This is a genomic window from Clostridium cavendishii DSM 21758 (assembly GCF_900141845.1).
Classification (GTDB): Bacteria; Bacillota; Clostridia; order Clostridiales; family Clostridiaceae; genus Clostridium_AG; species Clostridium_AG cavendishii.
Genome location: NZ_FQZB01000007.1, coordinates 227,044 through 252,917, shown reverse-complemented (window position 1 = coordinate 252,917; position 25,874 = coordinate 227,044). Strand labels below are relative to the sequence as shown.

Annotated in this window: 20 protein-coding genes, 2 pseudogenes and 1 riboswitch; of the genes and pseudogenes, 2 read left to right on the top strand and 20 right to left on the bottom strand. The window is 27.7% G+C overall.

Annotated features, from left to right (window positions below; translation table 11 throughout):
* Positions 1 to 263: 263 nt before the first annotated feature.
* Positions 264 to 365: riboswitch (TPP riboswitch) on the bottom strand.
* 133 nt (positions 366 to 498) lie between these two features.
* From BUB01_RS08400 to BUB01_RS08340, 14 genes are all read right to left on the bottom strand, one after another.
* A complete protein-coding gene (locus BUB01_RS08400) occupies positions 499 to 2,814 on the bottom strand; it encodes a transglutaminase domain-containing protein (RefSeq protein ID WP_072986250.1) in 2,316 nt (771 codons plus the stop codon).
* Between the two features lie 21 nt (positions 2,815 to 2,835).
* The gene (locus tag BUB01_RS08395) at positions 2,836 to 4,131 is read right to left on the bottom strand and encodes a DUF58 domain-containing protein (protein ID WP_072986249.1); all 1,296 of its coding nucleotides are present in this window, start codon (positions 4,129 to 4,131) and stop codon (positions 2,836 to 2,838) included.
* A 24-nt stretch (positions 4,132 to 4,155) separates the two neighbouring features.
* On the bottom strand, positions 4,156 to 5,091 hold the full coding sequence (locus tag BUB01_RS08390; protein ID WP_072986248.1) for an AAA family ATPase: 936 nt from the start codon (positions 5,089 to 5,091) through the stop codon (positions 4,156 to 4,158).
* A gap of 265 nt (positions 5,092 to 5,356) precedes the next feature.
* Positions 5,357 to 6,292 carry a DUF1848 domain-containing protein gene (locus BUB01_RS08385; RefSeq protein WP_072986247.1) on the bottom strand — a complete coding sequence of 312 codons (936 nt, stop codon included), beginning with the start codon at positions 6,290 to 6,292 and terminating at the stop codon, positions 5,357 to 5,359.
* Positions 6,293 to 6,593: 301 nt separating this feature from the next.
* A complete protein-coding gene (locus BUB01_RS24055; protein ID WP_479723184.1) occupies positions 6,594 to 6,821 on the bottom strand; it encodes an RHS repeat domain-containing protein in 228 nt (75 codons plus the stop codon).
* A 5-nt stretch (positions 6,822 to 6,826) separates the two neighbouring features.
* A complete protein-coding gene (locus BUB01_RS23580) occupies positions 6,827 to 7,003 on the bottom strand; it encodes a hypothetical protein (protein ID WP_207649986.1) in 177 nt (58 codons plus the stop codon).
* A gap of 34 nt (positions 7,004 to 7,037) precedes the next feature.
* A complete protein-coding gene (gene trpA / locus BUB01_RS08375; RefSeq protein ID WP_072986246.1) occupies positions 7,038 to 7,835 on the bottom strand; it encodes a tryptophan synthase subunit alpha in 798 nt (265 codons plus the stop codon).
* On the bottom strand, positions 7,828 to 9,015 hold the full coding sequence (gene trpB / locus BUB01_RS08370; protein WP_072986314.1) for a tryptophan synthase subunit beta: 1,188 nt from the start codon (positions 9,013 to 9,015) through the stop codon (positions 7,828 to 7,830). The genes trpA and trpB overlap by 8 nt, the downstream gene beginning before the upstream one ends.
* Positions 8,999 to 9,628, bottom strand: a complete 630-nt coding sequence (locus BUB01_RS08365; RefSeq protein ID WP_072986245.1) for a phosphoribosylanthranilate isomerase — start codon at positions 9,626 to 9,628, stop codon at positions 8,999 to 9,001. The genes trpB and BUB01_RS08365 overlap by 17 nt, the downstream gene beginning before the upstream one ends.
* On the bottom strand, positions 9,600 to 10,409 hold the full coding sequence (gene trpC, locus BUB01_RS08360) for an indole-3-glycerol phosphate synthase TrpC (RefSeq protein WP_072986244.1): 810 nt from the start codon (positions 10,407 to 10,409) through the stop codon (positions 9,600 to 9,602). The genes BUB01_RS08365 and trpC overlap by 29 nt, the downstream gene beginning before the upstream one ends.
* A 12-nt stretch (positions 10,410 to 10,421) precedes the next feature.
* Positions 10,422 to 11,429, bottom strand: coding sequence for an anthranilate phosphoribosyltransferase (trpD, locus tag BUB01_RS08355; protein WP_072986243.1), 1,008 nt, complete (start codon positions 11,427 to 11,429; stop codon positions 10,422 to 10,424).
* The gene (locus BUB01_RS08350; protein WP_072986242.1) at positions 11,407 to 11,997 is read right to left on the bottom strand and encodes an anthranilate synthase component II; all 591 of its coding nucleotides are present in this window, start codon (positions 11,995 to 11,997) and stop codon (positions 11,407 to 11,409) included. Before BUB01_RS08350 ends, trpD begins: the two co-directional genes overlap by 23 nt.
* The gene (locus BUB01_RS08345) at positions 11,994 to 13,364 is read right to left on the bottom strand and encodes an anthranilate synthase component I family protein (RefSeq protein ID WP_072986241.1); all 1,371 of its coding nucleotides are present in this window, start codon (positions 13,362 to 13,364) and stop codon (positions 11,994 to 11,996) included. The genes BUB01_RS08350 and BUB01_RS08345 overlap by 4 nt, the downstream gene beginning before the upstream one ends.
* A 694-nt stretch (positions 13,365 to 14,058) precedes the next feature.
* On the bottom strand, positions 14,059 to 14,781 hold the full coding sequence (locus tag BUB01_RS08340) for a class I SAM-dependent methyltransferase (RefSeq protein ID WP_072986240.1): 723 nt from the start codon (positions 14,779 to 14,781) through the stop codon (positions 14,059 to 14,061).
* 274 nt (positions 14,782 to 15,055) lie between these two features.
* Between BUB01_RS08340 and BUB01_RS08335 the strand changes: the two genes are divergently transcribed.
* Positions 15,056 to 16,105: a sugar ABC transporter substrate-binding protein gene (locus tag BUB01_RS08335; protein ID WP_072986239.1), complete on the top strand. Its 1,050-nt coding sequence runs from the start codon at positions 15,056 to 15,058 to the stop codon at positions 16,103 to 16,105.
* Positions 16,106 to 16,333: 228 nt separating this feature from the next.
* Complete coding sequence (locus BUB01_RS08330) at positions 16,334 to 19,045, top strand: glycosyl hydrolase family 18 protein (protein WP_072986238.1); 2,712 nt, start codon at positions 16,334 to 16,336, stop codon at positions 19,043 to 19,045.
* A gap of 65 nt (positions 19,046 to 19,110) precedes the next feature.
* Here the strand turns inward: BUB01_RS08330 and BUB01_RS23960 are convergent.
* From BUB01_RS23960 to BUB01_RS08300, 6 genes and pseudogenes are all read right to left on the bottom strand, one after another.
* Positions 19,111 to 19,230, bottom strand: a pseudogene (locus BUB01_RS23960) (carbohydrate-binding protein); the annotation flags it as partial.
* A gap of 48 nt (positions 19,231 to 19,278) precedes the next feature.
* A pseudogene (locus BUB01_RS08320) lies at positions 19,279 to 20,604 on the bottom strand (glycoside hydrolase family 18 protein); the annotation flags it as partial.
* A 698-nt stretch (positions 20,605 to 21,302) separates the two neighbouring features.
* Positions 21,303 to 23,192, bottom strand: a complete 1,890-nt coding sequence (locus BUB01_RS08315; RefSeq protein ID WP_072986237.1) for an FtsX-like permease family protein — start codon at positions 23,190 to 23,192, stop codon at positions 21,303 to 21,305.
* Positions 23,192 to 23,944, bottom strand: a complete 753-nt coding sequence (locus BUB01_RS08310) for an ABC transporter ATP-binding protein (protein WP_072986236.1) — start codon at positions 23,942 to 23,944, stop codon at positions 23,192 to 23,194. The genes BUB01_RS08315 and BUB01_RS08310 overlap by 1 nt, the downstream gene beginning before the upstream one ends.
* 89 nt (positions 23,945 to 24,033) lie before the next feature.
* Positions 24,034 to 25,059, bottom strand: a complete 1,026-nt coding sequence (locus tag BUB01_RS08305) for a sensor histidine kinase (RefSeq protein ID WP_072986235.1) — start codon at positions 25,057 to 25,059, stop codon at positions 24,034 to 24,036.
* A complete protein-coding gene (locus BUB01_RS08300; RefSeq protein ID WP_072986234.1) occupies positions 25,056 to 25,727 on the bottom strand; it encodes a response regulator transcription factor in 672 nt (223 codons plus the stop codon). Before BUB01_RS08300 ends, BUB01_RS08305 begins: the two co-directional genes overlap by 4 nt.
* Positions 25,728 to 25,874: the final 147 nt, after the last annotated feature.

Sequence of the window (25,874 nt, the reverse complement as noted above, 5' to 3'; positions counted from 1 at the left end):
CCTCCTTTTCACTAAAATTTTAAAAAATGCTATAACACTGCTTTAAGTAAAAATCCAACTTTTTAATTTGATTATTCAAGGTTACGTGAGAATCCAAATTTTAATTTGGTTATTCGAACTTACTCATTCGAATGAAAGTGAGAAGGAGTTTCCTTAAGTTCAAATTAACATGAGAAGGTGTTTCATTTAATATAAAAAAGCCTAGCAAAATAAATTTGCTAGGCTTAATTACGCTAAAATAAAAAGTACAATAATACTTTATTATTAACTAAAAATCGCTTCCCTTCGTTAGCATTATCTAAATCAGGTTATAAGAGTTAGGAAAAGTTCCCTCTCAGCCGTAATAGGCACCTCTAGCATTTATTTATTTACATTTTTATTATACTCCTTTATTTAAAAATTACAATATAAGTTTTATAATCCTTATATTTCCTAAATAACTATATCGAATTTTTCTTATCTTTGATATAACTTTTAATTTATATTATATAAATCTAATTATATTTTATATTTTTTAGTCCATTTGCAATTTTTCTTGGTATATGCTAAGACCTCATCATATATAACTAATAAGTTTTCTATTTGCTCATCCTTTGCATCTAAATTTCCATATTTACTTTTATTAAATGCATTTACTAATGGTTTAATATCTAAAAAACATTCTGTAAAAATACGAAAAGCATATTGATTTGGAGTTTCATAACTTTTAATATCATAATCAATTAACTTTAGAATTAATAATGTTTGCATAAAAATATCTTCAACAGCTTTATTTTTCTCCATATTAAAGAGTTTTTGCCTCCAAAAATGTCTCTTTAAATTTATAAATAACTTAATTAATAATAATATAATTAATATTGCTAATGGTATACTTGCTATTACAATTAATCCTATTAATAAAACCTTATAAAATGGAACTTCTATTCTTTTCTTATTATTTTGTATGTTACTCTTATTATTCTTATCATTTTTATTAATATCTTCTTTAATACTAGCTGTAGGTTCAAACTTCATCCATCCATAACCCGCTATAAAAATTTCTGGAAATGCATGAGCATGCTCACTTCTTATCACATAGGTATCTAATAATTTATTCTTTTCACAACAAACAAAGCCTTCTGTATACTTTGATGGTAGTCCTGCTGCTCTTGCTAAAATAACCATAGCTGAAGCAAATTGCACACAATAACCGGTTTTACTATCAAATAAAAAATAATCAGTATAATCTCTATTATTACTTATTTTTTTAATATCTAGCTTATATTTAAATTCTCCTGATGTTAAATATTTCTCTATTGCCAGAGCCTTATCATAATCTGATGTTTTATCCTTTGTAATTTTATTAGCTAAATCATATATTCTATTAGGTAATTTAGATGGAAGCTTCCTATAATCAACTTGAGCTTTTATTATTTCCGCTTTATAATTATTAATTTCTTGCTTTTCAATTGTATTTAAATTTAATGATGATAATGTATTTAACATTTCAACATATTCTTGTAAATTAATATTTTTTATAAACTCAAACTCCCTTGAATCTTCATCTAACATTTGAGAATAATAACTAACACTATATTTTTCATTGTTATTTAGGGAGCGTTTCAAAAAATACATATCTTGATTATTGGTATAAATTTTTTCGTTGCTTCCCTCTAAATTAAAATCTATTATTCCTAATGGATTTAATAAAACTTTCATCTCATAATCATTGGTTCTAATATTTGCAACTTTTTTTACTTGAGGTATAGATGGTTTATTTAATATATTTTCTAACTTCGAATTTTTCTTTTTAAGTTCTTCAACTTTTTTACTATCACTCAAAATTTTCATAATGAAATTTATATTGTTATCATTTCTAATCATTCCATTAAACACATAATTTTCTTCTAATAAATCATTACCAGTTTTCCATTTATTATTCTCATATTTATCAAAACTCTGTACTCTAAAATAGATAGGTTCTGAAGCTTGTACATCAAATAAAATTTGGCTTTTATTTTTAGAATTATTAGGTGTATTTATATTGCTTCCTCTTTTTGATCCTCCAGAATTTGGACCATCATTCCTTTTACTATCGCCATTATTACGAGCATCATCATTATTGTTACCATTAGACGGCTGTTTTTTCTCTAAAAATGAATTTGGATTTGATAGCTTTGGAAACATATCAGGTTTAGGAATAATTAAAGCTATAATACTTAATATTATTAGAAATGGAATTATAGCTTTATAGTAACTAGCTTTTTTATTATATACAGTAACATTTTTTTCACTACCTATATTTCTAGTAAACTCTATAAATAACCCTATTAAAAATATTAAAAACATAATAAAAGCTAAACTTATTATATGTTTTGTTCTAGCTGAATATATAGCTAACGGAATAATTGAGATTAATATTAATACAACTCTTCGCCTTCTTATTTCTGTAAAATAAAATATTATAGATGAAAAAAAGTGTGTAGAAATTAAAAATGTTCCTATCCAATAAGCTATCATACCGCTATTATCATTTTGAACATCCTTAATCCAACTAAGATATCCTCCACTATAAGTATCAGCTGCCAAATTTATTATTAAAAAAGCTAAAAATAAATATACTATTGATCCTAGCAAATAGAATAAACCACTGTACTTCTTTTTTTGAGAAATTTTATTTAATACTATAAAAAGTATAAAATTCCAAACTATAGCTAAAAGTAAGTCTACTAAAAATACTGTCTGAAATAGTGCATTTAGTATAAGACAGGTACAACTTACTGAAAAAAGTAGTGGTATTACTTGCTCCTTTATTTTATTTATACTATTTTTCATAACATATACATCCTCTTTTATTTATATAACTATATCTTCTAAGTTAATAGGAACCTCATCTAAGCTTTGTTCCTCCATTATATTTATTATATTTCTTCTTACACAAGACTCCTGTATAAACATCTTATTACTAGACTTTATCCATATTGTATTGATTTGAGTATTAAAACTTTCACACTGATTAATTAAATCACTTAATCTTTTGTCTGGATATCCTGTAAAAACTACAGCCTCTCCTCCAGTCATAAATTTTATATTTCTACTGAATTCACTTATAGGTAACCTATTTTCTTTACTATTTTTTGATTTATCTAAAAATTTATATGTTGCTAATTTATATTGCATACTACTAATATCATTCTTATCTTTAATATTAAATGTTTTCCACATATCATTTTCAAATAAATAAATTTCCACATTATTTTTATTCTTTACAATAGAATCTGCTACTGATATTAAAAACTCTAACGTTCTTTCCTCCACAATCAATATTTCTTTATTTAAAGTATTGTATACTTTTGAATTTTTTTCATTTCCATATCTCAAACTTCCACTTGCCTTAATTGCATATTTGCAAGGATCTAGAATTAATACCCTCTTTTTACCTATAGACTCAATGCTTTTTCTAACCATTAATGTATTTCTCTTTGCTGATACCTTCCAGTTAATTCTACGCAACGAATCCCCTGGTATATATTCTCTTAATTCATAACCTGGTTCTCCTATAAGATCATTTACTTCATGTTCTTCGCCATCACCTCTAAATTTTTTAACATTTATAAAGTTAAATAGCTCTTTATTAGTTTGATTTACATCAAAAATTCTAGGCATTACTGTAATATCTCTTCTAAATTCATCTTTATTTAAATAATTTAACAACGGAAGCTTTAAAATTCCTAAATAGTCTTTTAAAACAATAGTTCTTATTCCTATATTTCCTTTTCCTCTTAATGCTCCTCTATAAGGCATTTTAAATGTTATAGTTTCGTGAGGTGCTATGGTACACCTTAATACTTCTGATTTGAGCAATTCCAAATTCAAGGACTTAAAAAAAACTATATCTATAAAAGGAATTGGCATAATTGAATTGTTCTTTATAGTTACATTTACCTCTAATACTTCATCCTTTTCAATATCAACATTAGGTATATACGTATAAATTTCTATTTTTCTTTTTACTATTAAAGTTAAAATTATAGATATAATAGGTGCTATGATAAACATCATTGCTATTATTATAGCTACTTGTCCACCTGCTATATAAGCATATATAAACAATATAAATACTATTAATATAAAAATTACAATATTTCCCATATTATTCCCTCTTCTATCAAATCACTAAATTTGGAAGATTGGTACTTCTACTATTTTAAGTACTTGTTTAATAATATCTTCTTGACTCATACTTTGAGACTTTATATTTGAATTAACTATTATTCTGTGTGCTAATACTGGTACTGCCATTTCTTGTACATCATCTGGAAGAACAAAATCTCTGCCTCTTATAAAAGCCAATGCCTTAGCAGCTCTTAATAAACTTAAGCTACCTCTAGGACTTACCCCTAATGTAATTTCTTTAGCTTTACGAGTAGCCTCCACTATATCTAAAATATACATTTTTATAGAATCACTAACCTTAACTTCCTTAACCTCATTTTGAAGCTTTATCACATCTTCCTTAGTGATAACTTTATTTAAAGTAGTTAGTGGATTCTCACTTTCAAATCTATCTAATATTCTCTTTTCTTCTGACTTATTTGGATATCCTATAGATAATCTTAAAAAGAACCTATCCATTTGTGCTTCTGGTAAAATATAAGTTCCATAACTTTCTATAGGATTTTGTGTTGCTAAAACCATAAAAGGTTTAGGTAGCTTATATGTAACTCCATCAACTGTAACCTGAGCTTCTTCCATTGCTTCAAGTAAACTTGATTGAGTTTTTGAAGAAGCTCTATTAATTTCATCTGCAAGTAAAAAGTTACACATTGCAGCTCCCTTTCTATACTCAAAGCTTCCATTGCTAGGATTATACATTGAAAATCCAACTACATCTGATGGCATAACATCTGGAGTAAATTGTATTCTATTAAAATCACCATCTAAAGTTTTAGCTAAAGTTGCAACTGTTTTTGTCTTACCAACCCCAGGAACATCCTCTATCAAAACATGTCCATCATTTAAAAGAGCTATAACTATTTTTTCTAAAACATCTCTTTTACCTACAATTACTTTTTCCATGTTTTTAATTATATTTTCAATAATACTATTCATATTTAAGCCTCCATAATAAATTAATTGCTGTATCGCTAAATTTAATAATATCATACCTCATTTTATCAGTAAATATTTTGTGAATTTATCGTCATTTTCCATTAATTTTCATTATACCCTTCTATATAAAAAAGGTATAGGATATATAGTCATATTAAACTATATATCCTATACCTTTATTACTATAGATAATAACGATAACCATCTTTTATTGTAATATTTACAATCTTAAAATTATAAATATTTATTATGCATATCTTTATATCTAATCAAAAAAACCTATTTGAGTAGAAGTATAAACCTTATCTTTTCTATCAGAAACCTTATCCTTTAAAGTTAACTTTCCAATAATAAAACATGATTTTTTATCATGTACCATTATATTTTTACTTACAGCTTCCTCACTATAGTTTGCATAACAATACAAACACCCATGCCTACAAGTGTTATAAGCCCCCATATCAACACTTTTTACACATCCACAAATTTCTCTCTGATTAATATCTTTTGGAATACTGACTTTACTACCAATAATCTTTGATATAACTTTATCATCTATACATTTTCCATGCTTTATATTAAATTTATATAAATCAATATCTTCTGAACAAGATTCAATAGTTAATCCATACTTTGATGCTATTTTAGATAATTCACTTGCCATTTCCTCCATGTCTAATTTTGTAATAACTTTAACATTAATTCCTCTTAAATTACGTTCAGTCTTCTTATATAAATCTAAAAAGCTAATTACACACCTATCAGTATACTTACTTAACTTATATGCTAAATAATCAAACCATTTATAATGATATTCTTTATTAAATACATCTGTTAATACAATCGGATCATATCTCCATATAACCTTCTCCTTACCTATAGCTTTAGATAATTTTATAAAAGTTTCTATAAGATATTTTTTTGAAGGTACATTTAATTCTAAACTTGTATCATAAGAGTTAAGAGTAAATTGGAAATAATAATTATAAGCTTTTAACTCATTAAGTTTATCCATCATAGGTCTTGGATTCTTAGTCCAAAACACAATACAATCTACTATAGCAGGGCTTAAGCTTACTCTGCTAACTTGATTAGGACTCATCGGATTTCTAACCATAAAGTAACCTTCTTTGATTCTTTCAAAAAACCACTCACTATAAAATGCAGGTATATCAGTTCTTCTACTTGCACTTAATATCATAAATATCACCTATTTCATCTATAAATTATATTCATAAATTTTAGTATTATATGAAATTATAAAAAACTTTTGTATAAAGTATATTATACCTCTCTTTTCTTTCTTTGTATAAGTAGGCATTTTCTGTTGTTTCTTCTTTAGTTAATAGATTTTCAAATCCATCATAAGAATATTTATCTGTAACTTTACCTGAATCATCTGCTAAGGCTCTTACATTCTTTATTCCATCAAATAAAGAATATCTTGTTCCATCTGCTTCTGTTATTTTCTTTCTGCTTCCAGCAGCTCCAAGCTCTATTGCTTAACTATCTATAACTTTTCCATCTTTATCTGTTATAGTTTCTTTTACTAGTCTATTTAAAGTATTGTAATCATACCTAACAGTTATTCCATTTGGATAAGTTAAAGTATCTCTATTTCCGTTATTATCATAAGTGTATGAAGTAACTTTATTATTACTGTCTGTTACATTTGTTAATCTGTTTAATAAGTCATATTCATAACTAATAGTACCATTCTTAGTGGTGATTTTCTTTAAACTTCCTTTAATAATCTGCCTCCACCATTATACTTTGTTTTAAATGTTGTTTTATCTGAATATGATATTTCACTTAGGTTACCATAATCATCATATCTTTTGTACAATTCTATAATAATAGGTTTATATTTTTTATTTTCCTTAAAAATAAAGAAAACATGGCATAAATACATACCATGTTTTTTATTAATTTAAAATATTACCATTTTAGTCTTTATCCATCTCTTTCCTTACTTCTCTTATAAAACTTCTTATTTTTCTTAAATTCTTATCAAATTCTTCATCACTATTCAATCTTTTTACAATAGCACTTCCTATAATAACCCCATCACAATGCTCTTTTACTTTATTAACACTCTCCTTAGAATCAACTCCAAAACCTAAGAAGCATTGATTATGTGATGCATTCCTACAAAATTTCATGTAGTCTATTAAATCATCAGTAAGTACTATACTCTTTCCTGTAGTTCCTTTTACTGAAACACAATAAGTAAACCCTCTACTATCTTTAACTATTTTTTTTATTCTATCTTTTGAAGTTGGTGCTACTAACGGAATTAATATAACATCAAAATTATTACAATAAGTATTCAATTCTTCTCTTTCTTCTAATGGTATATCAGGGACAATTATTCCATCTACACCTACCTTCTTTAAATTATTTATAAATTTTTCTACACCATAACAATAAACTATATTGTAATAAACCATTACTACTAACGGTATATTTGAGTCTTTTCTTATATCTTCTACTAGAGAAAATAAATCCTTTGTCTTAAATCCACTTTTTAAAGTATTATAATAAGCCTGTGATATTACAGGTCCATCTGCAAGTGGATCTGAAAAGGGCACTCCTATTTCTAAGATATCAACCCCTTCTTTTTCTAAGTTTAAAGCAAGTTCTTTGGTACCATTTAAAGAAGGATATCCAGCTATTATAAAAGCAACTAATGCCTTTCTATCTTCAATTTTAAAATTCTTTAATTTACTTTCCACTCTATTCATTTTTTCCCTCCAAATACTCAAAGATACTTTCCATATCCTTATCTCCTCTTCCAGAAATATTAACTATAATAATATTATTAAAAGACCCTTTATCTCTTAATTCTTTGCTAAGTTTTATTGCATATGCAACTCCATGAGCTGATTCTAATGCTGGAATAATTCCCTCTGTTCTTGTTAAATAAACTAATCCATCTATAGCTTCATCATCTACTACCGAAGTATATGTTGTTCGCCCTATCTCTTTTAAATAAGCATGCTCTGGTCCTACACCTGGATAATCAAGTCCTGCCGATATAGAATAAGCTTCCGATATTTCTCCATCTTCATCTTTTAGAACATAACTTAACATACCATGTAATATTCCCTTTTCTGCCTTACTCATAGTTGCAGAGTGAAAGTTTGTATTTACTCCTTTCCCTCCACCTTCAACTCCTATAAGTTTTACCCCCTTATCCTCTATGAATGGATAAAATATTCCCATCGAATTACTTCCACCACCCACTGGAGCTATTATATAATCTGGAAGTTTTCCTTCCTTAACTAGTATTTGAGCTCTTGCTTCATCACCTATTATCCTCTGAAAATTTCTAACCATAGTTGGATATGGATGTGGTCCAAGTACTGAACCTAATACATAAAAACATGTATCCACTTCTTGTACCCAATATTTTATTGTCTCATTTACAGCATCTTTAAGTGTCCTTGAACCAGATGTTACTGGTACAACCTTTGCACCTAATAATCTCATTCTCTTTACATTAAGAGCTTGCCTTTTTATATCCTCCTCCCCCATAAATACCTTACATTTCATTTTATATTTTGCTGCTACTGTAGCTGTTGCCACACCGTGTTGACCTGCCCCTGTCTCTGCTATAACACTTTTCTTGCCCATTCTCTTTGCTAAAAGCACTTGTCCAATAGTATTATTAATTTTATGTGCTCCTGTATGATTTAAATCTTCCCTTTTTAAATAAATCTTTTGTCCTAATTCCTCTGACATATTTTCAGCATAATATAAAGGCGTTTCTCTTCCTGAATATTCTTTTAATACACTTTTATATTCTTTTATGAAATCTTCATCTGCTAAAGCTTTTTCATATTCTCTCTCTAATTCTAACAATGCATTCATTAATGTTTCTGGTACATATTGACCACCAAATTCATTAAATCTTCCCTTTATATTTAGATTTTTCATAACTTCTCACCCTTTCAATGAACTTTTTCAATTTAAAATAATCTTTCTTAAAATATCCTTCCTTATTTAGTTCTTCTACTCCAGAAGAAACATCAACACCTATTACATTTGATATAGCCAAAAAACCTACAACATTATCAGGATTTAATCCTCCAGAAATAATAAATTCTTTACTTGGATTAAATCCTTCATCAAAATTTATAACTTTTCCACTTCCTGGTTGTGGCCCATCAAAAATCATTTTATCAACGTTATAATGTTCATTTATTCTTTCGCCCTTTTTAACACTTACCGCTTTCCAAATTTCTCTATTTAAACCATTTAATCTAATAATATAATCATTATCTTCTTTACCATGAAGTTGTATAACATCTAATCCTACTACTTTTGAAACTAAAATCACCTCTTCAATTGGTAAATCTTTAAATACTCCAACTACTTTAATATTTTTATTTAATATATCTTTTAACCTTATAGCTTTTTCTATCGTTACCTTCCTTTTACTTTCTGCAAATACAAAACCTATATAATCAGGAGTTAATTCATTTAAATACTCAACTTCAGATTCTTCAGTTATTCCGCATATTTTTATTAACATTTATTAAAAACTCTCTTATTTTATTTTTAAATTCTATATTATTTATATTCCTCATAAAACATTCTCCAATAAGTACTGCATTTGCTCCAAAGTTTTTAACTTTTTCTATATCTTCTAAAGTTTTTATTCCACTTTCTGAAACTATTATCTTATCTTTTGTAATTTTATTTATTAAATCTCTAGTAGTATTTATATCTGTTTTAAAGGTCTTTAAATTTCTATTATTTATTCCAATAATATCCACACCACTATCTAATGCTATTTTTAATTCTTCCTCATTATGAATTTCAACTAAAGCTTCAAGATTAAGCTTTTTTGTTAATTCATAAAAGCTTTTAAGCTCTTTTCCTAAAACTGCTACTATTAACAAAACTGCACTTGCCCCTAATATGCTAGCCTCATATATTTGATATTTATCAATTATAAAATCCTTTCTAAGAATAGGCACATTTGATGTGTTTTTTAGTTCTTTTATATATTCATCCTTACCTAGAAAATATTCTTCTTCGGTCAAAACTGAATATGCCTGAACCCCCATTTTTTCATATATTTTTTTTATTTCATCTATATCAAAGTTTTCAACTATAATGCCTCTTGATGGTGATGCTTTTTTAAACTCACCTATTATAATAAAATCATTCTTTAAAAATACTTTCTTAAACTCATTTGTAAAATCTTTATTCATATTCTCTGATTTTTTTATTATCTCTTCCATACAAATAAATTTTTTTCTTTTTTCTATTGCAACCCTCTTTTTATCAACAATTTTATCTAAAATCATAGCTCTTTCTCCTTAATTGAAGCTTACAAGTTCTAGATACTTATCATAGACTTTTCCTGAATCTATTAAACTTTCTGCTAATACCTTACCTTCTATCAATGAGTCAACCTTATTCCCTACATAAAGTGCTGCTGCCGAATTTAAAACAACAACATCTCTGCATGGACCTTTTTCTCCCATTATTATCTTTAGAATTATTTCACCGTTTTTTTCAGCATCCCCACCTGATATTTCTCTTAATCGTCTCCTTTTGAATCCAAATTGCTCTGGAGAAATGGTATATTCTTTCATGCCAAACTTACCTACTTCACACACCTTTGTCTTTGTAGTTATAGTTATCTCATCTAATCCATCTTCTCCATGAACTACTAATGCTCTATCTAGACCTTGAGCCTTCAAGACTCCACCTACAGTTTTTAATAATCTTCCATCATATATGCCCATTAATTGTCCCTTCAAATTGGATGGATTTATTAGTGGTCCTATAAGATTAAAAATAGTTCTAGTCCCTATTTCTCCTCTTGCCTTTGCTACATTCTTCATCGCTGTATGAAAATTAGGTGCAAATAAAAATGCCATTCCAACCCTCTTTATTGCCTCTGCTCCTTTTTCAGCATCAAAGTCTACTGGTATATTCAACTCTCTAAGAACATCAGCACTACCACATTTACTTGATATCGCCCTATTTCCATGCTTTGAAATTTTAATTCCTGCTGAAGCTGCTATTATTGCTGTAGCAGTAGATATATTGAATGTCTTACCTCCATCCCCTCCAGTTCCACATACATCTATTAAATATTCACCTTCTATATTAACTGGTATCATATTACTTCTTAATGCTTTTACTGCTCCTAATATCTCATCTGTTGTTTCTCCTTTTACCTTAAGCCCAACTAAATATCCTCCTATTTGTGAAGATGTAGCCTCACCTCTTATTATTGAACTCATAACTTCTTTACTCTCTTCTTCTGTAAGATTTTCTTTCCTTGCTAATTTATCAATAATTGCCCCTATCTCCATGACATATCTCCTCCACAAAATTCATTATTATAAACTTTCCCTTTTCTGTAAGAATAGACTCTGGATGAAATTGAACTCCATAAACATCATATTCTTTATGCTTTATAGCCATAATTATATTATCTTCAATTGTTTCACCTATGATTTCTAAATCCTCTGGTAGACTTTCTCTATCTGCAATTAATGAATGGTACCTAGTAACATTTAACTTCTTTCTTATTCCATTAAATAAAGGTCTGTTCTTCAATTTTATAAGTGAAGTTTTGCCATGTACTATTTCTTTTGCTTGGATAACCCTTCCTCCAAATACTTCTACTATAGCTTGATGCCCTAAACATACACCTAGTATTGGTATCTTAGACGAAAATTCTTTTATTATTTCCTTCACCTGTGGTATGTCTTTAGGCGCCTTTGGTCCTGGTGAAATCACTATTCCTTCCGGCTTTAAGCTATTTATTTCTTCAATAGTAATACAGTCATTTTTGACCACCCTAACATCTATATACTCCATTAAATATTGATAAAGATTGTAGGTAAATGAATCATAATTATCTATTAAAAGTATCATTTTATTACCTCCATTAAAGCTTTTAACTTATTTTCAGTTTCTTTAAATTCCTCTTCAGGAATTGAATCTTGTACAATACCAGCTCCAGCTTGTAAATAAGCTATGCCATCCTTAAGCAATAAACTTCTTATACATATACACATATCCATATTTCCTCCATAAGAAAAATATCCAACTGCTCCAGCATAGAAACCTCTCTTCACCTCCTCCAATTCCTCAATTATTTCCATTGCTCTAAGCTTTGGTGCTCCTGAAAGGGTTCCTGCTGGAAAAATAGATACAAGAGCATCTAAACTATTTAATCCCTCCTGTAACTCCCCTTGAACAGTAGAGCAAATATGCATTATATGTGAAAATCTTTCTACCTTCATGGACTCACTAACATTTACCGTACCAACTTTACTAACTTTACCTATATCATTTCTTCCTAAGTCTACAAGCATTATATGCTCAGCTCTCTCCTTTTCATCCTTTAATAATTGATTTTCTAATTCTAAATCTTCTTCCTCTGTCTTACCTCTTTTTCTACTACCTGCAATAGGATTTGTTATTACCCTTCCTGCTTCAGTTCTAACTAAACTTTCAGGGGAAGATCCTAAAATTGAATACTCCTTAAACTCTAATAAAAACATATATGGTGATGGATTTTCTTGTCTTAGGTTTCTATAAATTTGTAGTGGATTCTTTTTTGTCTTAATATATGCCCTTCTTGAAATCACTACTTGAAAAACATCCCCTTCTCTTATATATTTTTTTGCTTTTTTTACCTTTTCTAAATATTCTTCTTTAGAAGGTGAATATGACACATCAGTTTCTGAAAAATCTTCTACTTGTCTTTTACTAGAATTACTTAAATATTCATATTGATTTTTATGCATTTTTATAATATCTTCATAACCTCTTTTTTCTCCATTTAAAATAGTAGTTACAAAATGAACCTTATGCGTAAAGCTATCATAGCAAATATAATCTTTAACAATAAAAAATCTAATATCCTCAAGTTCAAAATCCTCCTTATTATTAAAACTAAGCTTACTATGAAATTTTGGTAATATATCATAAGCTACAAAACCTACTGCTCCACCTTTAAAAGGAAAAGGATTGGTACTTTTAACAAATTCCTTATTTAAAATCTCACTCACTTTTTCTATTTTTCCAATATACTTCTCTACTTTTTCTCCAAAAAATGAATATCTACCAAACCGCCCCTCTTTGCTTCCTCCTTCTAAAAGAAATTTTTCTCTTCCATTTAAATTTGAGTACAATTTTATAGGAGTAATTTCATCTCCTCTAAAACTACTTACTAACGAAAAACTTTTCTCTTCATTCTTAAGTTTTTTAAATTCTTCGCAAGATAAATTGACCATTTACTTTACCCCCTTTTTCTTTTTCCATAAATAATAAACTTTTGTCTTAAAAACACTTAATACTTAAGTGAGAATCTAAATTTCTAATTTATTAATTTGAATTTATTAATTCAAATGGATATGAAAAGGAATTTCCTTCATAAAAAAAGAGCCACTTCATCCTACATTGGGACGAAGTGACTCGTGGTGCCACCCAAATTCAGTAAAATAAATAAGTGTACTTGCATAAAATTTCTTACTTCTTTTTGTATATTTCAAATAACTAAAACTCTTCATAAGTCTATGCTATATTACAAAATTAAATAAAAAACACTTCATCCTATAACTAGGACAAAGTGTATTCTTTGCTATACCACCTATGTTTTTACACTATCTCAGGTACGGAAATTTCTTCGATACCCTGTCTTTTTAACGGTAGACTCTCCGTATACCCCTACATATCGGAATATCCTTTCAAAGACCCATTCAATAATGACTACAGCATCCCTTCTCACCACTCGGGATTCTCTTTAGCTAAATTTCATTATCTACTATCTCTTTTCAAAAAGTTTATTTTTTATTTATTTAATTATATTACTACTGACCATATTCTTCCACATTTGTTTTCCCTTAAATTTATCTATTTATTAAAACTATATTCTTATTGCTCGATAATTATCCAAATATATCCTCAAATCATCAATTATTAATTTTATTACTTCTCACATTTAATAATTAATTGAATAGATTCATCTTCTTCAAACTTCCCCTTATTAAATCCTCCAAAAAATTGTATATTCTTAAACCCTACTTTTTCTAAACTAGGTCTTAACTCTATATGTGTAATTGGTAATAACTCTACATCATTTTCTAAACTCTCTTCATCATTAATCTTAAGTATAGTATTAAATATTATTTTATCATCTTTTTTCTTATAATTACGGATAAACTCTATACCTATTTCTTCATTTTTTATAGTTTGTAAACTCTTTAAATCAAACTTTAAAATCCTAGCATAATTTATAATTTGAATAATCAATATACCCTTATCCTCAAGCTTATCCTTCATCAATTGTAAAGCCTTTTCTATCTCCTCTATATTATCTAAATGAACTAAAGAGTTTCCTATACAAAACATCCCTCCAAAGCTTTCATTAAACACCTCATCAAGCTTAAGTATATTTCCTACTTTAAATTCTACATTAACCCCTTCTTCTATAGCTTTTTCTTTAGCTTTTTCAATCATTAAATCATCTAAATCTATCCCTTTAACATTATATCCATACTTGCTTAAACCTATAGTATATTCGCCACTTCCACAAGCAATATCCAAAACTTTTTTATTCTTGTCTATATTGTCCTTTAAAAAATTTAATGTAACTTCTGACATTGGAAATATATATTTATAATACTTAGAAAGCTCATCGTAAAATTTCATAAATTAAAAATCCTCCTTAAGTGAAAAGCCAAATATTAGATCTTGACTTTCAAAATTAATTAAAACTACTCCTCAAAAGCATTCCTATTTGCAAAAACTTATTTTACTTATTTATTATAATCTTAATTATATCAATTTATTAAAAATCATAAAAATATTTTCTATAATTAACCCTTAAAATTAATTATTTTTTATTTTTAAATAAATCTGAACTATACCAACTAATATTTGAATATGCTTATTATAGTATTAATAATTAAATAGGAAATTTAATATGTATAAATCACTACCCGATTTTTTTATAGTTCAAATTTGCTATATTAAAGAAGATGTTTTAGGAATCAAAATTAATAATCTATATGAATATACCTATAATTCTATAGACAAAAATAGAAAACAAATAGTAATAGGACTTTCTTTACCTAATCAAATAGTACCAAGATGGATTTCAGACAAACAATTTTTAGAAAAATATGTTAGTACAAAGGATATTACTTTGAAAATAGAAGATGCCAACTCTGATCCAGAATTACAAGCTAAACAAGTAGATAATTTAATCTCTCAAGGTATAGATGTATTACTTTTAGCTCCCTTAAATGCATCGACTGCATATGAAATTGTTGAAAAAGCTAAAAAAGCAGGTGTTAAGGTAATCGCTTATGATAGACTTGTACTTAATAGTGATTTAGATTTATATGTATCCTTTGATAATACAAAAGTTGGAGAACTTCAAGGCAAATTTCTCATTGATAATGTTCCAAAAGGTAATTATATTATTCTATCTGGCGACCCTAATGATAATAATTCTAAACTATATAAGGATGGTGCAATGAAATATATTCGCCCTTTAGTAGATATAGGCTCCATAAAAATAATTGCAGATCAAGAAATAATTAATTGGGACCCCCAAAATGCTTATGATATAGTAAATAATATATTAAATTCTAATAATAAAGTTGATGCCATATTAGCTCCAAATGATAATACAGCTAGTGGTGTAATTAAAGCATTAGAAGAACATGGCTTGGCTGGTAAGGTTGCTGTAACAGGTCAAGATGCACAATTACCTGCAATCAAAAGAATAGTAGATGGCACTCAATCAATGACAGTTCTTAAGGATGTTAGAGAACTTGGTAAAGCGGCAATAGATTCTTCTATAAAATTAATGAATGGAGAATTTATTGCTACTAATGCAAGTATAAATAATGGTAAAATAAACGTTCCTACAATATTTATTTCTCCTGTACTTGTAACTAGATCCAATATAACAGATACCCTTGTGAATACTGGCTATATAAAAGTTGATGAAATTTACAGGTCTTAATTATATTCAAATTTAACATAGGTATAATTTGAACTGCTTCCTGTCAATTAGAAAGGGAGCAGTTTAATTTTATATATTATTCCGAGTTTTGATTTTAAAAATTTTATCAAATATTGTCAATAAAAATATTCTTAAATATATCAATAAGTACTTATATTTTACATATTTTTGTAATACAATTATTTTGTACACTACAATAAATTTAATTATATTATATGGAGGTATAATATGAAAAGTAAAAAGTTTATTTCCGTTATCAGTGCGGTGGCTTTTTCGGTATCACTTCTTCCATGCTTCTCTACAAATGCCTTTGCTGCACAAAACACTTCCCAAACTAAAGATTCATTAAGTACACAAGAATCAAAAAAAGTAGACAGAAATGTAATTGCTTATTTTCCTGAATGGGCCTTTAAACAAGACTCACACAAAAATTATACAGTTGATAAAATGCCTTGGAGCAAACTAACTCACATCAATTATGCCTTTGCTAACGTTAATCAAAGTACCAATAAGATTGATTTTGGTGATAAAGAGGCCGCTATTGAAAAGGTTTTCCCAGGCCAAACTGATGCTTTCCCTTACAAAGGACATTTCAATGTACTAAATTCTTACAAAAAAAACTATCCTAATGTAAAAACTATTATTTCTGTTGGTGGCTGGACTGATACCACTGGTTTCTATAAAATGGCTACCACTCAAGAAGGTCGTGATACCTTTGCTAATAGTTGCGTTGACTTTTTGAAGACCTACAACTTTGATGGACTAGATATAGACTATGAATATCCTACCTCAGTTTCTGAAGCTGGTAACCCAAAAGACTTTAAAATCTCTGAACCTTTAAAAAAACAACTTTACGGTGATTATGTAGAATTAATGAAAACTTTAAGGACTAAACTTGATGAAGCTTCTGTAAAGGATAACAAAAAGTATACTCTTTCTGCTGCTGTGACTGCTTCAGCTTGGATTCTTGGTGGTATGGGAAAAGGAGAATACTTACAATATCTTGATTTCGTCAATCTAATGACCTATGATTTACACGGGTCTTGGAATGGTTATGTAGGACATAACGCTGCACTTTATGCTGATTCTAGAGATCCTGAAACTTCCCAAATAGGCTATCCTTATTTAAATACAGATTGGGCAGTTAAATATTATGAAGGTGCAATTTCCCCTGATAAGATTAATATAGGAATCCCTTATTATACTAGAGGATGGAAAAACGTTAAACCTTCAAGTTATCCTGGTGGACTTTATGGAGAAGCTTGGATAAATAAAACTCCTGGTCATGAACTCGGCGATGGAGCTGTAGGAATTGATAATATTTGGGCTGACTATATAGATAATGCTGAAGAACCTGGTGGATCTAATCCATTATGGCATGTAAAAAATCTTTTAAAAGATAAAAGTCTTGGCTATGTAAGATATTGGGATGATGTTTCTAAAGTTCCATATGTTTGGAATGAAAATAAAAAGGTATGGCTAAGTTTTGAAGATGAGCAATCTATGCAAGAAAAAGTTAACTATGTTATTAATAAAAACTTAGGTGGAGTAATGATTTGGGAAATTGATGGTGATTACTCAACTGATAGTAATGGTGACTTTACAGTTGGTGATACCTTAACATCTATAGCTAAAAACAGTTTTGATAAAGCTGGACAACTTGTTGTGAATCCTAAAACTAATACTTTACCTACAGCTAAATTTAATGTAGGAATAGAAGATAAATTTGATCATCCTTTTAACGAATTTAAATTGTATATTCAAAACGACACTGGAAAAGCTATCCCTGCAGATTGGAAACTTGAATTCGACATACCAAATTCTGTATTATTAAAGAGTGCTTGGGGATATGACTATAAGACTGAAGTTAGAGGTGACCTTATTCATTTTACAGTAACTCCTGGTTGGCAAGGTGCCTTACCAACTGGAAAGACAGTCTTATTAGATGGTGAAATGATATTAAAAACTTCTGGTACTCCTCAAAATATGGTATTAAATGGTTATGCGTCAGAATATGAAGTTGGAAGTTCGGTAATTATAGATGATAAAAAACCTGTCACTCCCTCTATAACAGCATCTACAACTTCATCAACAGATGGTAATTACACTGTTACTCTTAATTTACCTGACAACCACAAAGGAACTGAATATAAAATTTATGAAAATAATTCTGTAGTTAAAACTGATAAATTAACATCTAATAATTCTACTAAAATATCCTATGCAGCGACTAACAAGACACCCGGAAAATACTCTTACAAAGCTGAATTAATAAATAATTTTGGTACATCTGTGTCAAACTCTATTGATGTTTCAGTATCAAATTCTCCGCTACCTAAACCATTAGCCCCAAAACTATCTAGTAATACATCAAGTTCTAATAATGGACAATATACTGTAACACTTGACCTACCTGCTAATCATAAAGGAACTGAATATAAAATTTATGAGAATAATTCTGTAATTAAATCTGATAAACTTTTAATAGATACCGCTTCTAAAATTTCACTAGATTTAGCCAATAAGGATAATGGAACCTATACCTATAAAGCCGATTTAATAAATTCTGCTGGTTCTACATCATCCAATTCAATATCAGTTGTAGTTAATAAAACACCTATAGATTCTAACAATAAATTAGATTTCAAGGTAACTTCCGATTGGGGTTCTGGTGCCAATATATCTTTTACAATAAAAAATAATTCTTTAACCCCTATAGATAATTGGGTTTTAATTTTTACATTTGATAAAAAGATAACTCAACTTTGGGATTGTAACTTTAAAAGTTTAGGTGGAAATAAATATCAAGTTACTCCACCTTCATGGGCTAATTCATTAGCTCCAGGAGGATCCTATACTTTTGGTGGATCATGTGCTGGAAATGTTGGCAATATAAAACCTGCAAATATCACTATTAACGGGTTACCAGTAACTTATTAAATTTAATAAATCAAATCAAAATCGCCTCTATCTTAAAAAAGGATAGAGGCGAAAATTAATTTATACTATTTCCATAAAGAAGCTACACTTACAGGATCCCATCCCTCTAATGATGTATGAGATACAAGACATGTATAATTCTTTCCTTTATATGAAACTACATCTCCAGCTTTGTAATCCTTACCAACAACCCATGCATTTGCATCTGGTTTTACTGGATCTGTTGGGTTAGTTGGATCTGTTGGGCTAGTTGGATCCGTTGGCTTTCCTGGATCTACAACTGGTGGTAAATTATTCTTAAAGCCATTATATATAACATCTGTTAAGGTACTTCCCTTTGATGGATAATCACCTGATAATTCCCAAGCTATTATTCCACCATAATTATTTTGTTTAACATAACTAACTTTTTCCCATAAACTTATTTCATCTTCATAGGTATACATTTCACCCTTAGATTCACTATACAAATATGGAACCTTTGAATATGGATCTCTATATTTTTTAAAGCTTGGATCATTCTCTAAAGTTGATTTAAGATAATAGAACGGATGATTTCCTGCTGCTCTACCTCCATCCCATATTCCTTTTGCACCACCAGTAGCAGTTGCAAAAAGTCCTGGTAGATCTTTTATAGGACCATCATTTTTAACACCTGTCCATCCTCTTGAGTAATATGGTGATCCAACTATTAATTTATTTTTTGATATTCCATAAGACTCAAATTTCTTCATTGCTGCATCTACATTATAATTTTCCTTTATTAAAGGACTTGACGGATCATATGGATTTTTATATAAAGGTGATTGATGCCCTGTTTTGTTCTCCCATGCTCCTCTCATATCATAAGTCATTACATTTATGAAATCTAGATACTGAGCATATTTATCGGGTTCTGTTTTTTCAATCTTATCTTGTCCACAACCTACAGCTGCAGTTAATTGATATTTTTTATTATCAGTTTTTGATGCACTATCTAAAGATTCTCTTAAACTCTTCAAAAGTAAAGTAAATGTTTGCTTTTCACTTTCATCAGCTTTTGGAGTTCCTTGATCATTAGGATTGTCTACTTTATCTCCATCTCTCTTGAATGTTGGATATTCCCAATCTATATCTACTCCATCAAATCCCCATGTTCTTATAAATTCAACTGCACTATCTGCAAATACTTTTCTGCTCTGTTCAGTTGCAGCTGCATCATGGAATCCACCTGACTGAGACCAACCTCCTACTGATATTAGTACTTTAGTATTAGGATGTTGTTGTTTAAACTTTTTAATTTGTCCGTAGTTTCCCTTATATGGTGAATCCCATTTTTCTCCAAAGCTCTTTTCTGTTGCTGCAAAATTATCAAATATTGCAACTTTACCATCTTTTATTGTTGCAAATGCATAATTAACGTGAGTTACTTTATCCCAAGGTATGTCTGAAACTTCATAGCCATTATGACCTGGATATATTCCCCATTCTGGAAAATATGTCACTATTCTTTTGCTATTTGTATCTACTTCGCCTTTTGTTTCTGCTTTTGCGGTGCAATTAATTGGTATTATCATCATTACTCCCAATACACCTGCTAAAACTTTTGCACAGTTTCCTTTTAAAGAATTTTTGCGCTTGATCAATTTTCTTTCCCCCTTATTTTTCATGAAATTTATTATTATTTGTATTTAGAAGTTTAGGCCTTTAACTACTAAATACAATTCAATAATCTTTTTTTAGCGCTTTTTAATGTCATTTTTTTACATAACAATGTTTAATTATGCATTTATCATCATATATCCATATAATAGTATATAAAGATTTATTTTACAATACTTTTCCCTCATTTTTTATAACGTTTTCAATTTTTTAAATTAATTTTTTTTTCAGTGTCTTTAGTTGTCTTATAATTAGATTTTTTATATAAAAATTCTAACTATCTAATGTCAATTCTAATTACTTATAAACCTTACTTTAAACATAAATCAAAAATATAATTATATTCCAAAATTTTATTATATTTACAAACAAAAAAACTATTTATATCAAAAAATATTAAAAATATAGTGTAAGAAATTTATTAAAAGCACTTAACACTACTTTTAGATAAAATAATATTTATGAATTTAAAAGACTGCTTAAAATTTAAAAGCAGTCTTTTTTATTATATATATTTTCTATTATTCTTACTTATAACATTTTTATTTTTTTCTTATTATATAATTTTTTTAATCTTTCTCCAATTTATTATAAGAAATTCGGAATTAATTCAACTTTATGAAGTAACTATTTTTTTGAATATATTAGTAGATATTATACAGCAAAGTCCAAATACCATTGTACATATTCCTATACTTATTAAATATATATTACTCAAATTTTGATTTAGAAAGTCTCCTTCCATCTTAATAGCAAAATAACTATGAACAGCGCCTACTACTAATGGAATAATATAAAATACTACAACTTCTTTTATAATAGATTTCGTAATGTCTTTTTCTGATACACCTATACTTAGCAGTATTTTATATTTCCCCCTGTCTTCTGTTGCATCACTATATACTTTCATATATATTATACTTGCTGTAACCAATATAAAAACTAAAAATAAAAAAGAACCTATAGCATAAATAAATTTGAGCCACTCTATATTTCCCAAATCTTTTTCTCCATAATATATACCTGTTGTCTTATTATTAACTACTGTTTGCAGTTCCTTTACCACCTTTTGTAAGTTTGTTGAATCTTTTAACCTAACTCCATAAAAATTAATTGTTTGTGCTGTTTTTCTTAGTTTCTCATATTCTTCATTATTAACAGCAATCAAACTGTTATCCAACGCTGTTCCAAAAACCTTACAATTTACTTTTCCATTAATACTGTATTTATTATCGCTTATATATATTTGAGGCAAAAAATTTATTAAACTTATTATAGTTCCAGGTTTTTGTATATAAATACATCCCTTTTCCTTAACAATATTTCCACTTAAATTTTTAACAACTTCATCTTCTCCATTAATTTTAAGTATCCTAATAAGTTCATCATATTTTATTACTAAGATATCATCTATTTTAAAATTAGTGTCAGTTTTAATCTTTTCATTAATAAATAACGCTTCACTATAAACAGTGTCTTTTACTTCATTGTTTTTAGAAACTATTTTTAATATATTATCCTTATCTATTTTTTCAAAAGAAGGAAAAGATAAGGTATATAAGGTCATATTGCCTCTTAAATGATCATAAGTACTCTTCATAGAAACTGCTGTTCCTAAAACAGTCGTTGTAGCTGCTATTATAATTGCTATAGTTGCGTATGTTGTATAGTTTTTTTGGAACCTATAAGCTAAATTATTTATTGTTATTATATTTTCACCCTTATATAATATAGTTTTTTTGGTAATTAAAAAATTAAATATTATAGGTATCACAGCTGCAAATAATCCATAAGTTCCTATTACTATTAAAACTGTAACAATTACAATATATAACATACCTTTAGTTGATAAATAGTATCCATATCCAATAAACGCTATTGATATAACTGATAAGAGATATATAAAAAGTCCTACCTTAGGCATTTTTTCTTGTTTCTTATTAGCATTTAAAAGGTCAATTATTCTACTTCTAACAATATTTATAAAACCTTTTATTGTTATTATTAAAAATATGGTCATAAAAATCCATATAGTATCTATTATAGCCCTTGGAGTTACATCAAAAGAAACATCCAAGTTATACCCTGCAACCTTTAAAACAATTACTTGAAAAAATTTAGAAAGCACAATTCCAAGCGTTGTACCTAATAGACAAGAAGTTAATCCTATAAAAGTTGTCTCAAGAAAATATATCTTTCCTATCACATAAGAATCTAATCCCATAAAGGCATATATACCAATCTCTTTCTTTCTCTTCTTTAAAAATATATTTGATGAATACCATATGAAGAAAAACATGAAAACTAATAAAATAAAAGTAATTACCTTCAAAAAATCGCTACAATGCTCACTATTTATTTTATCTATATACTTTATTGTATCTCCATGCATTAATACTAAAAAATTACTTAATATAACTACTGAAAATACCATTGATATAAAAAACATTGTATATACTTTTATGTTATTTTTGAAATTATTATAAGCTATATTAAATATGCTCATTAAGATGCACCTCCTATGGAAGCTAACATATCTATTATCCTTCCATAAAAATCCTTCCTGCTATCTCCTTTATTAAGTTTGCATTTTATATTTCCATCATTAAGCATATAAACTTCATTTGTATAGCTTGCTGTTAAAGGGTCATGGGTAACCATTATTATCGTTGCTTTTTTTTCAGTATTTACTCTGTTTAAACACTCTAATAAATCTGAAGACGCTCTTGAATCTAATGCACCTGTAGGCTCATCTGCAAATATTATCTTTGGATTTGTAATTAATGCTCTGGCGGCTGCCCCCCTTTGTTTTTGGCCTCCTGACAATTCGTAAGGATATTTTTTCAAATGTTCCTTAAGACCAAATATTTCTGCCATTTCAATCACTCTATTTTCAATCTCTCTAGTCTTGTTTTTCCCTAATGCTAATGGTAGTGCTATATTATCCATTAAATTCATATTGTCTAATAAATTATAGTCCTGAAATATAAAACCTATATTATTTCTTCTTATTTTTGATAATTCTTTATTTTTTATATTTATTATATCTATACCATCTAATGTGATATTACCTTTAGTAGGTTTATCAAGTGTAGCCATGATATTTAAAAGTGTAGTTTTCCCAGCTCCTGATGGCCCCATTATAGAGATAAAATCTCCCTCTTTAACCGTAAAAGTTATATTATCTAGCACTTTTGCTCTAAATCCTTTTATCCCATATTCTTTAGCAACATCCCTTATTTGTAATACTTCCTTCATAAAATACCTCCTAAATTTGAATCTACTTATATTTTAATAGGTATCCAATTTAGAATCCCTCACTTAAGATTACATTTAAAGCCTGTATGTTACATTTTTGTAACTTTAAGATAATCAGATATTTTATAAAAGTAAATCTTAAATTCTGTATATTTATCCTTTTCAGAATCTACTTCAATCTTATGTTCTAATTTGTTTATAATTTTTTTAACAAAATATAAACCCATTCCTGTTGATTTATATATTTTATTTCTTCCGTTACTACCTGTAAAACCTTTATCAAAAATTCTTTCTAAATCTTCTCTTTCTATTCCTATTCCATAATCTTTTATTACAAGCATAATGAAATCCTTGTCTTCAATACAATAATATTCTATTTTACCATTCTCCTTAGAATATTTTATGGCATTATTTATAATCTGCTCTACAACATATGTCATCCACTTAGAATCCGTATATACATTATAATTTAAATTTTTTAAATTTACTTCAATATTATTTTTTATAAGAAAAAAGGCACTATTTTTTATTGCTTTCTTTATTATCTCTTCTATATTCTCTAATTTAATAAATATATCTTCTGATGATGCTGTAGTTCTACTTCCATACATGACTGAATTAACTAAAAAATTTATTTTTTCTACCTCATTTTTAATACTTTTATTTTGTTCAATATCAGAAACTCTATCATTTACTATATTTAACGCTGATATTGGTAGCTTTATCTCATGGACCCATTTTGAAATATATTCTTCCATATCTTTTAGTGCTTCTTCATAATTAGCGCACTTGTCCATATAAATTTTATCTTTATTTATAATTACATTTCTTATAATTTCCTGCTCCAAACAAATGTCTCTTACATCTTCTTCCTTTATATCTTTCTTATTTAATACAAGTTCATACAATTGTTTATATTTCTTAGTCCATCTACTATATTCAATTATATAAATTCCAAAATATATGATTGCAACAATGAAGTCTATATATAATATATCTTCTATGCGTTCTTTAAATGAATTCAACGAGAATAAATATATATTTGTTACTAAAAATATACTTATAAAACTTAAAATATTTAACTTAGTTTCTTTTATAAACCTAAATAAATTCATTCCACCATATAACCTGCACCTTTCTTAGTCTTAATAAAATCGCTTATTCCAATTTCCTTAATTTTATTTCTTAATCTCGTAATATTAACTGTTAGAGAATTATCATTTACAAATTCATCATCATTCCATAAACTAAGCATTAAATTTTCTCTAGATACTATTTTTCCTCTTTCTCTAATAAGTAATGTTAATATCCTAATTTCATTTTTAGTTAACTCTATTTGCTTTTCACCATATTTAAATATACCTTTTTCTATATCAAAAATAATATCGTTATAATAAATAATATTATCTGTATTAACGTAATCATAAGCCCTTCTTAATATTGCATTTATTTTTGTGATAAGAACTTCAATAGAGAATGGCTTTGTTAAATAATCATCCCCTCCATTATTAATTCCCATAATTAAATCCATATTTGAATCTCTTGATGATAAAAATATTATTGGAACTTTAGAAACACTTCTAATCTTTTCACACCAATAAAATCCATCATAGAAAGGAAGGTTTACATCAATAATTACTAATGCTGGTTTATTAATCATATATTCACTTAATATATTACTAAAATCATTTATTAATATAACTTTAAAGCCCCATTTTACCAAAGATATGGAAATCTCTTTTGATAAATCAATATCATCTTCTATCAATAAAATATCCTTCATATTTATTTCCTCACACATTTAAAACTTATTTCACTAATTATAACATATTAGTACTTATAAATTAGTTGGGGAACATTAAATAAAATTTATTTATTTTATTTAAATTATGTACACATTTTATAATTACTACATACTATAAAATTAGAT

Coding starts and splice junctions, on each gene's coding strand:
- BUB01_RS08400 (WP_072986250.1), bottom strand. CDS start 2,814: ATGAAAAATAGTATAAATAAAATAAAGGAGCAAGTAATACCACTACTT.
- BUB01_RS08395 (WP_072986249.1), bottom strand. CDS start 4,131: ATGGGAAATATTGTAATTTTTATATTAATAGTATTTATATTGTTTATA.
- BUB01_RS08390 (WP_072986248.1), bottom strand. CDS start 5,091: ATGAATAGTATTATTGAAAATATAATTAAAAACATGGAAAAAGTAATT.
- BUB01_RS08385 (WP_072986247.1), bottom strand. CDS start 6,292: ATGATATTAAGTGCAAGTAGAAGAACTGATATACCTGCATTTTATAGT.
- BUB01_RS23580 (WP_207649986.1), bottom strand. CDS start 7,003: ATGTATTTATGCCATGTTTTCTTTATTTTTAAGGAAAATAAAAAATAT.
- trpA (WP_072986246.1), bottom strand. CDS start 7,835: ATGAATAGAGTGGAAAGTAAATTAAAGAATTTTAAAATTGAAGATAGA.
- BUB01_RS08365 (WP_072986245.1), bottom strand. CDS start 9,628: ATGTTAATAAAAATATGCGGAATAACTGAAGAATCTGAAGTTGAGTAT.
- trpC (WP_072986244.1), bottom strand. CDS start 10,409: ATGATTTTAGATAAAATTGTTGATAAAAAGAGGGTTGCAATAGAAAAA.
- trpD (WP_072986243.1), bottom strand. CDS start 11,429: ATGGAGATAGGGGCAATTATTGATAAATTAGCAAGGAAAGAAAATCTT.
- BUB01_RS08350 (WP_072986242.1), bottom strand. CDS start 11,997: ATGATACTTTTAATAGATAATTATGATTCATTTACCTACAATCTTTAT.
- BUB01_RS08345 (WP_072986241.1), bottom strand. CDS start 13,364: ATGGTCAATTTATCTTGCGAAGAATTTAAAAAACTTAAGAATGAAGAG.
- BUB01_RS08340 (WP_072986240.1), bottom strand. CDS start 14,781: ATGAAATTTTACGATGAGCTTTCTAAGTATTATAAATATATATTTCCA.
- BUB01_RS08335 (WP_072986239.1), top strand. CDS start 15,056: ATGTATAAATCACTACCCGATTTTTTTATAGTTCAAATTTGCTATATT.
- BUB01_RS08330 (WP_072986238.1), top strand. CDS start 16,334: ATGAAAAGTAAAAAGTTTATTTCCGTTATCAGTGCGGTGGCTTTTTCG.
- BUB01_RS08315 (WP_072986237.1), bottom strand. CDS start 23,192: ATGAGCATATTTAATATAGCTTATAATAATTTCAAAAATAACATAAAA.
- BUB01_RS08310 (WP_072986236.1), bottom strand. CDS start 23,944: ATGAAGGAAGTATTACAAATAAGGGATGTTGCTAAAGAATATGGGATA.
- BUB01_RS08305 (WP_072986235.1), bottom strand. CDS start 25,059: ATGAATTTATTTAGGTTTATAAAAGAAACTAAGTTAAATATTTTAAGT.
- BUB01_RS08300 (WP_072986234.1), bottom strand. CDS start 25,727: ATGAAGGATATTTTATTGATAGAAGATGATATTGATTTATCAAAAGAG.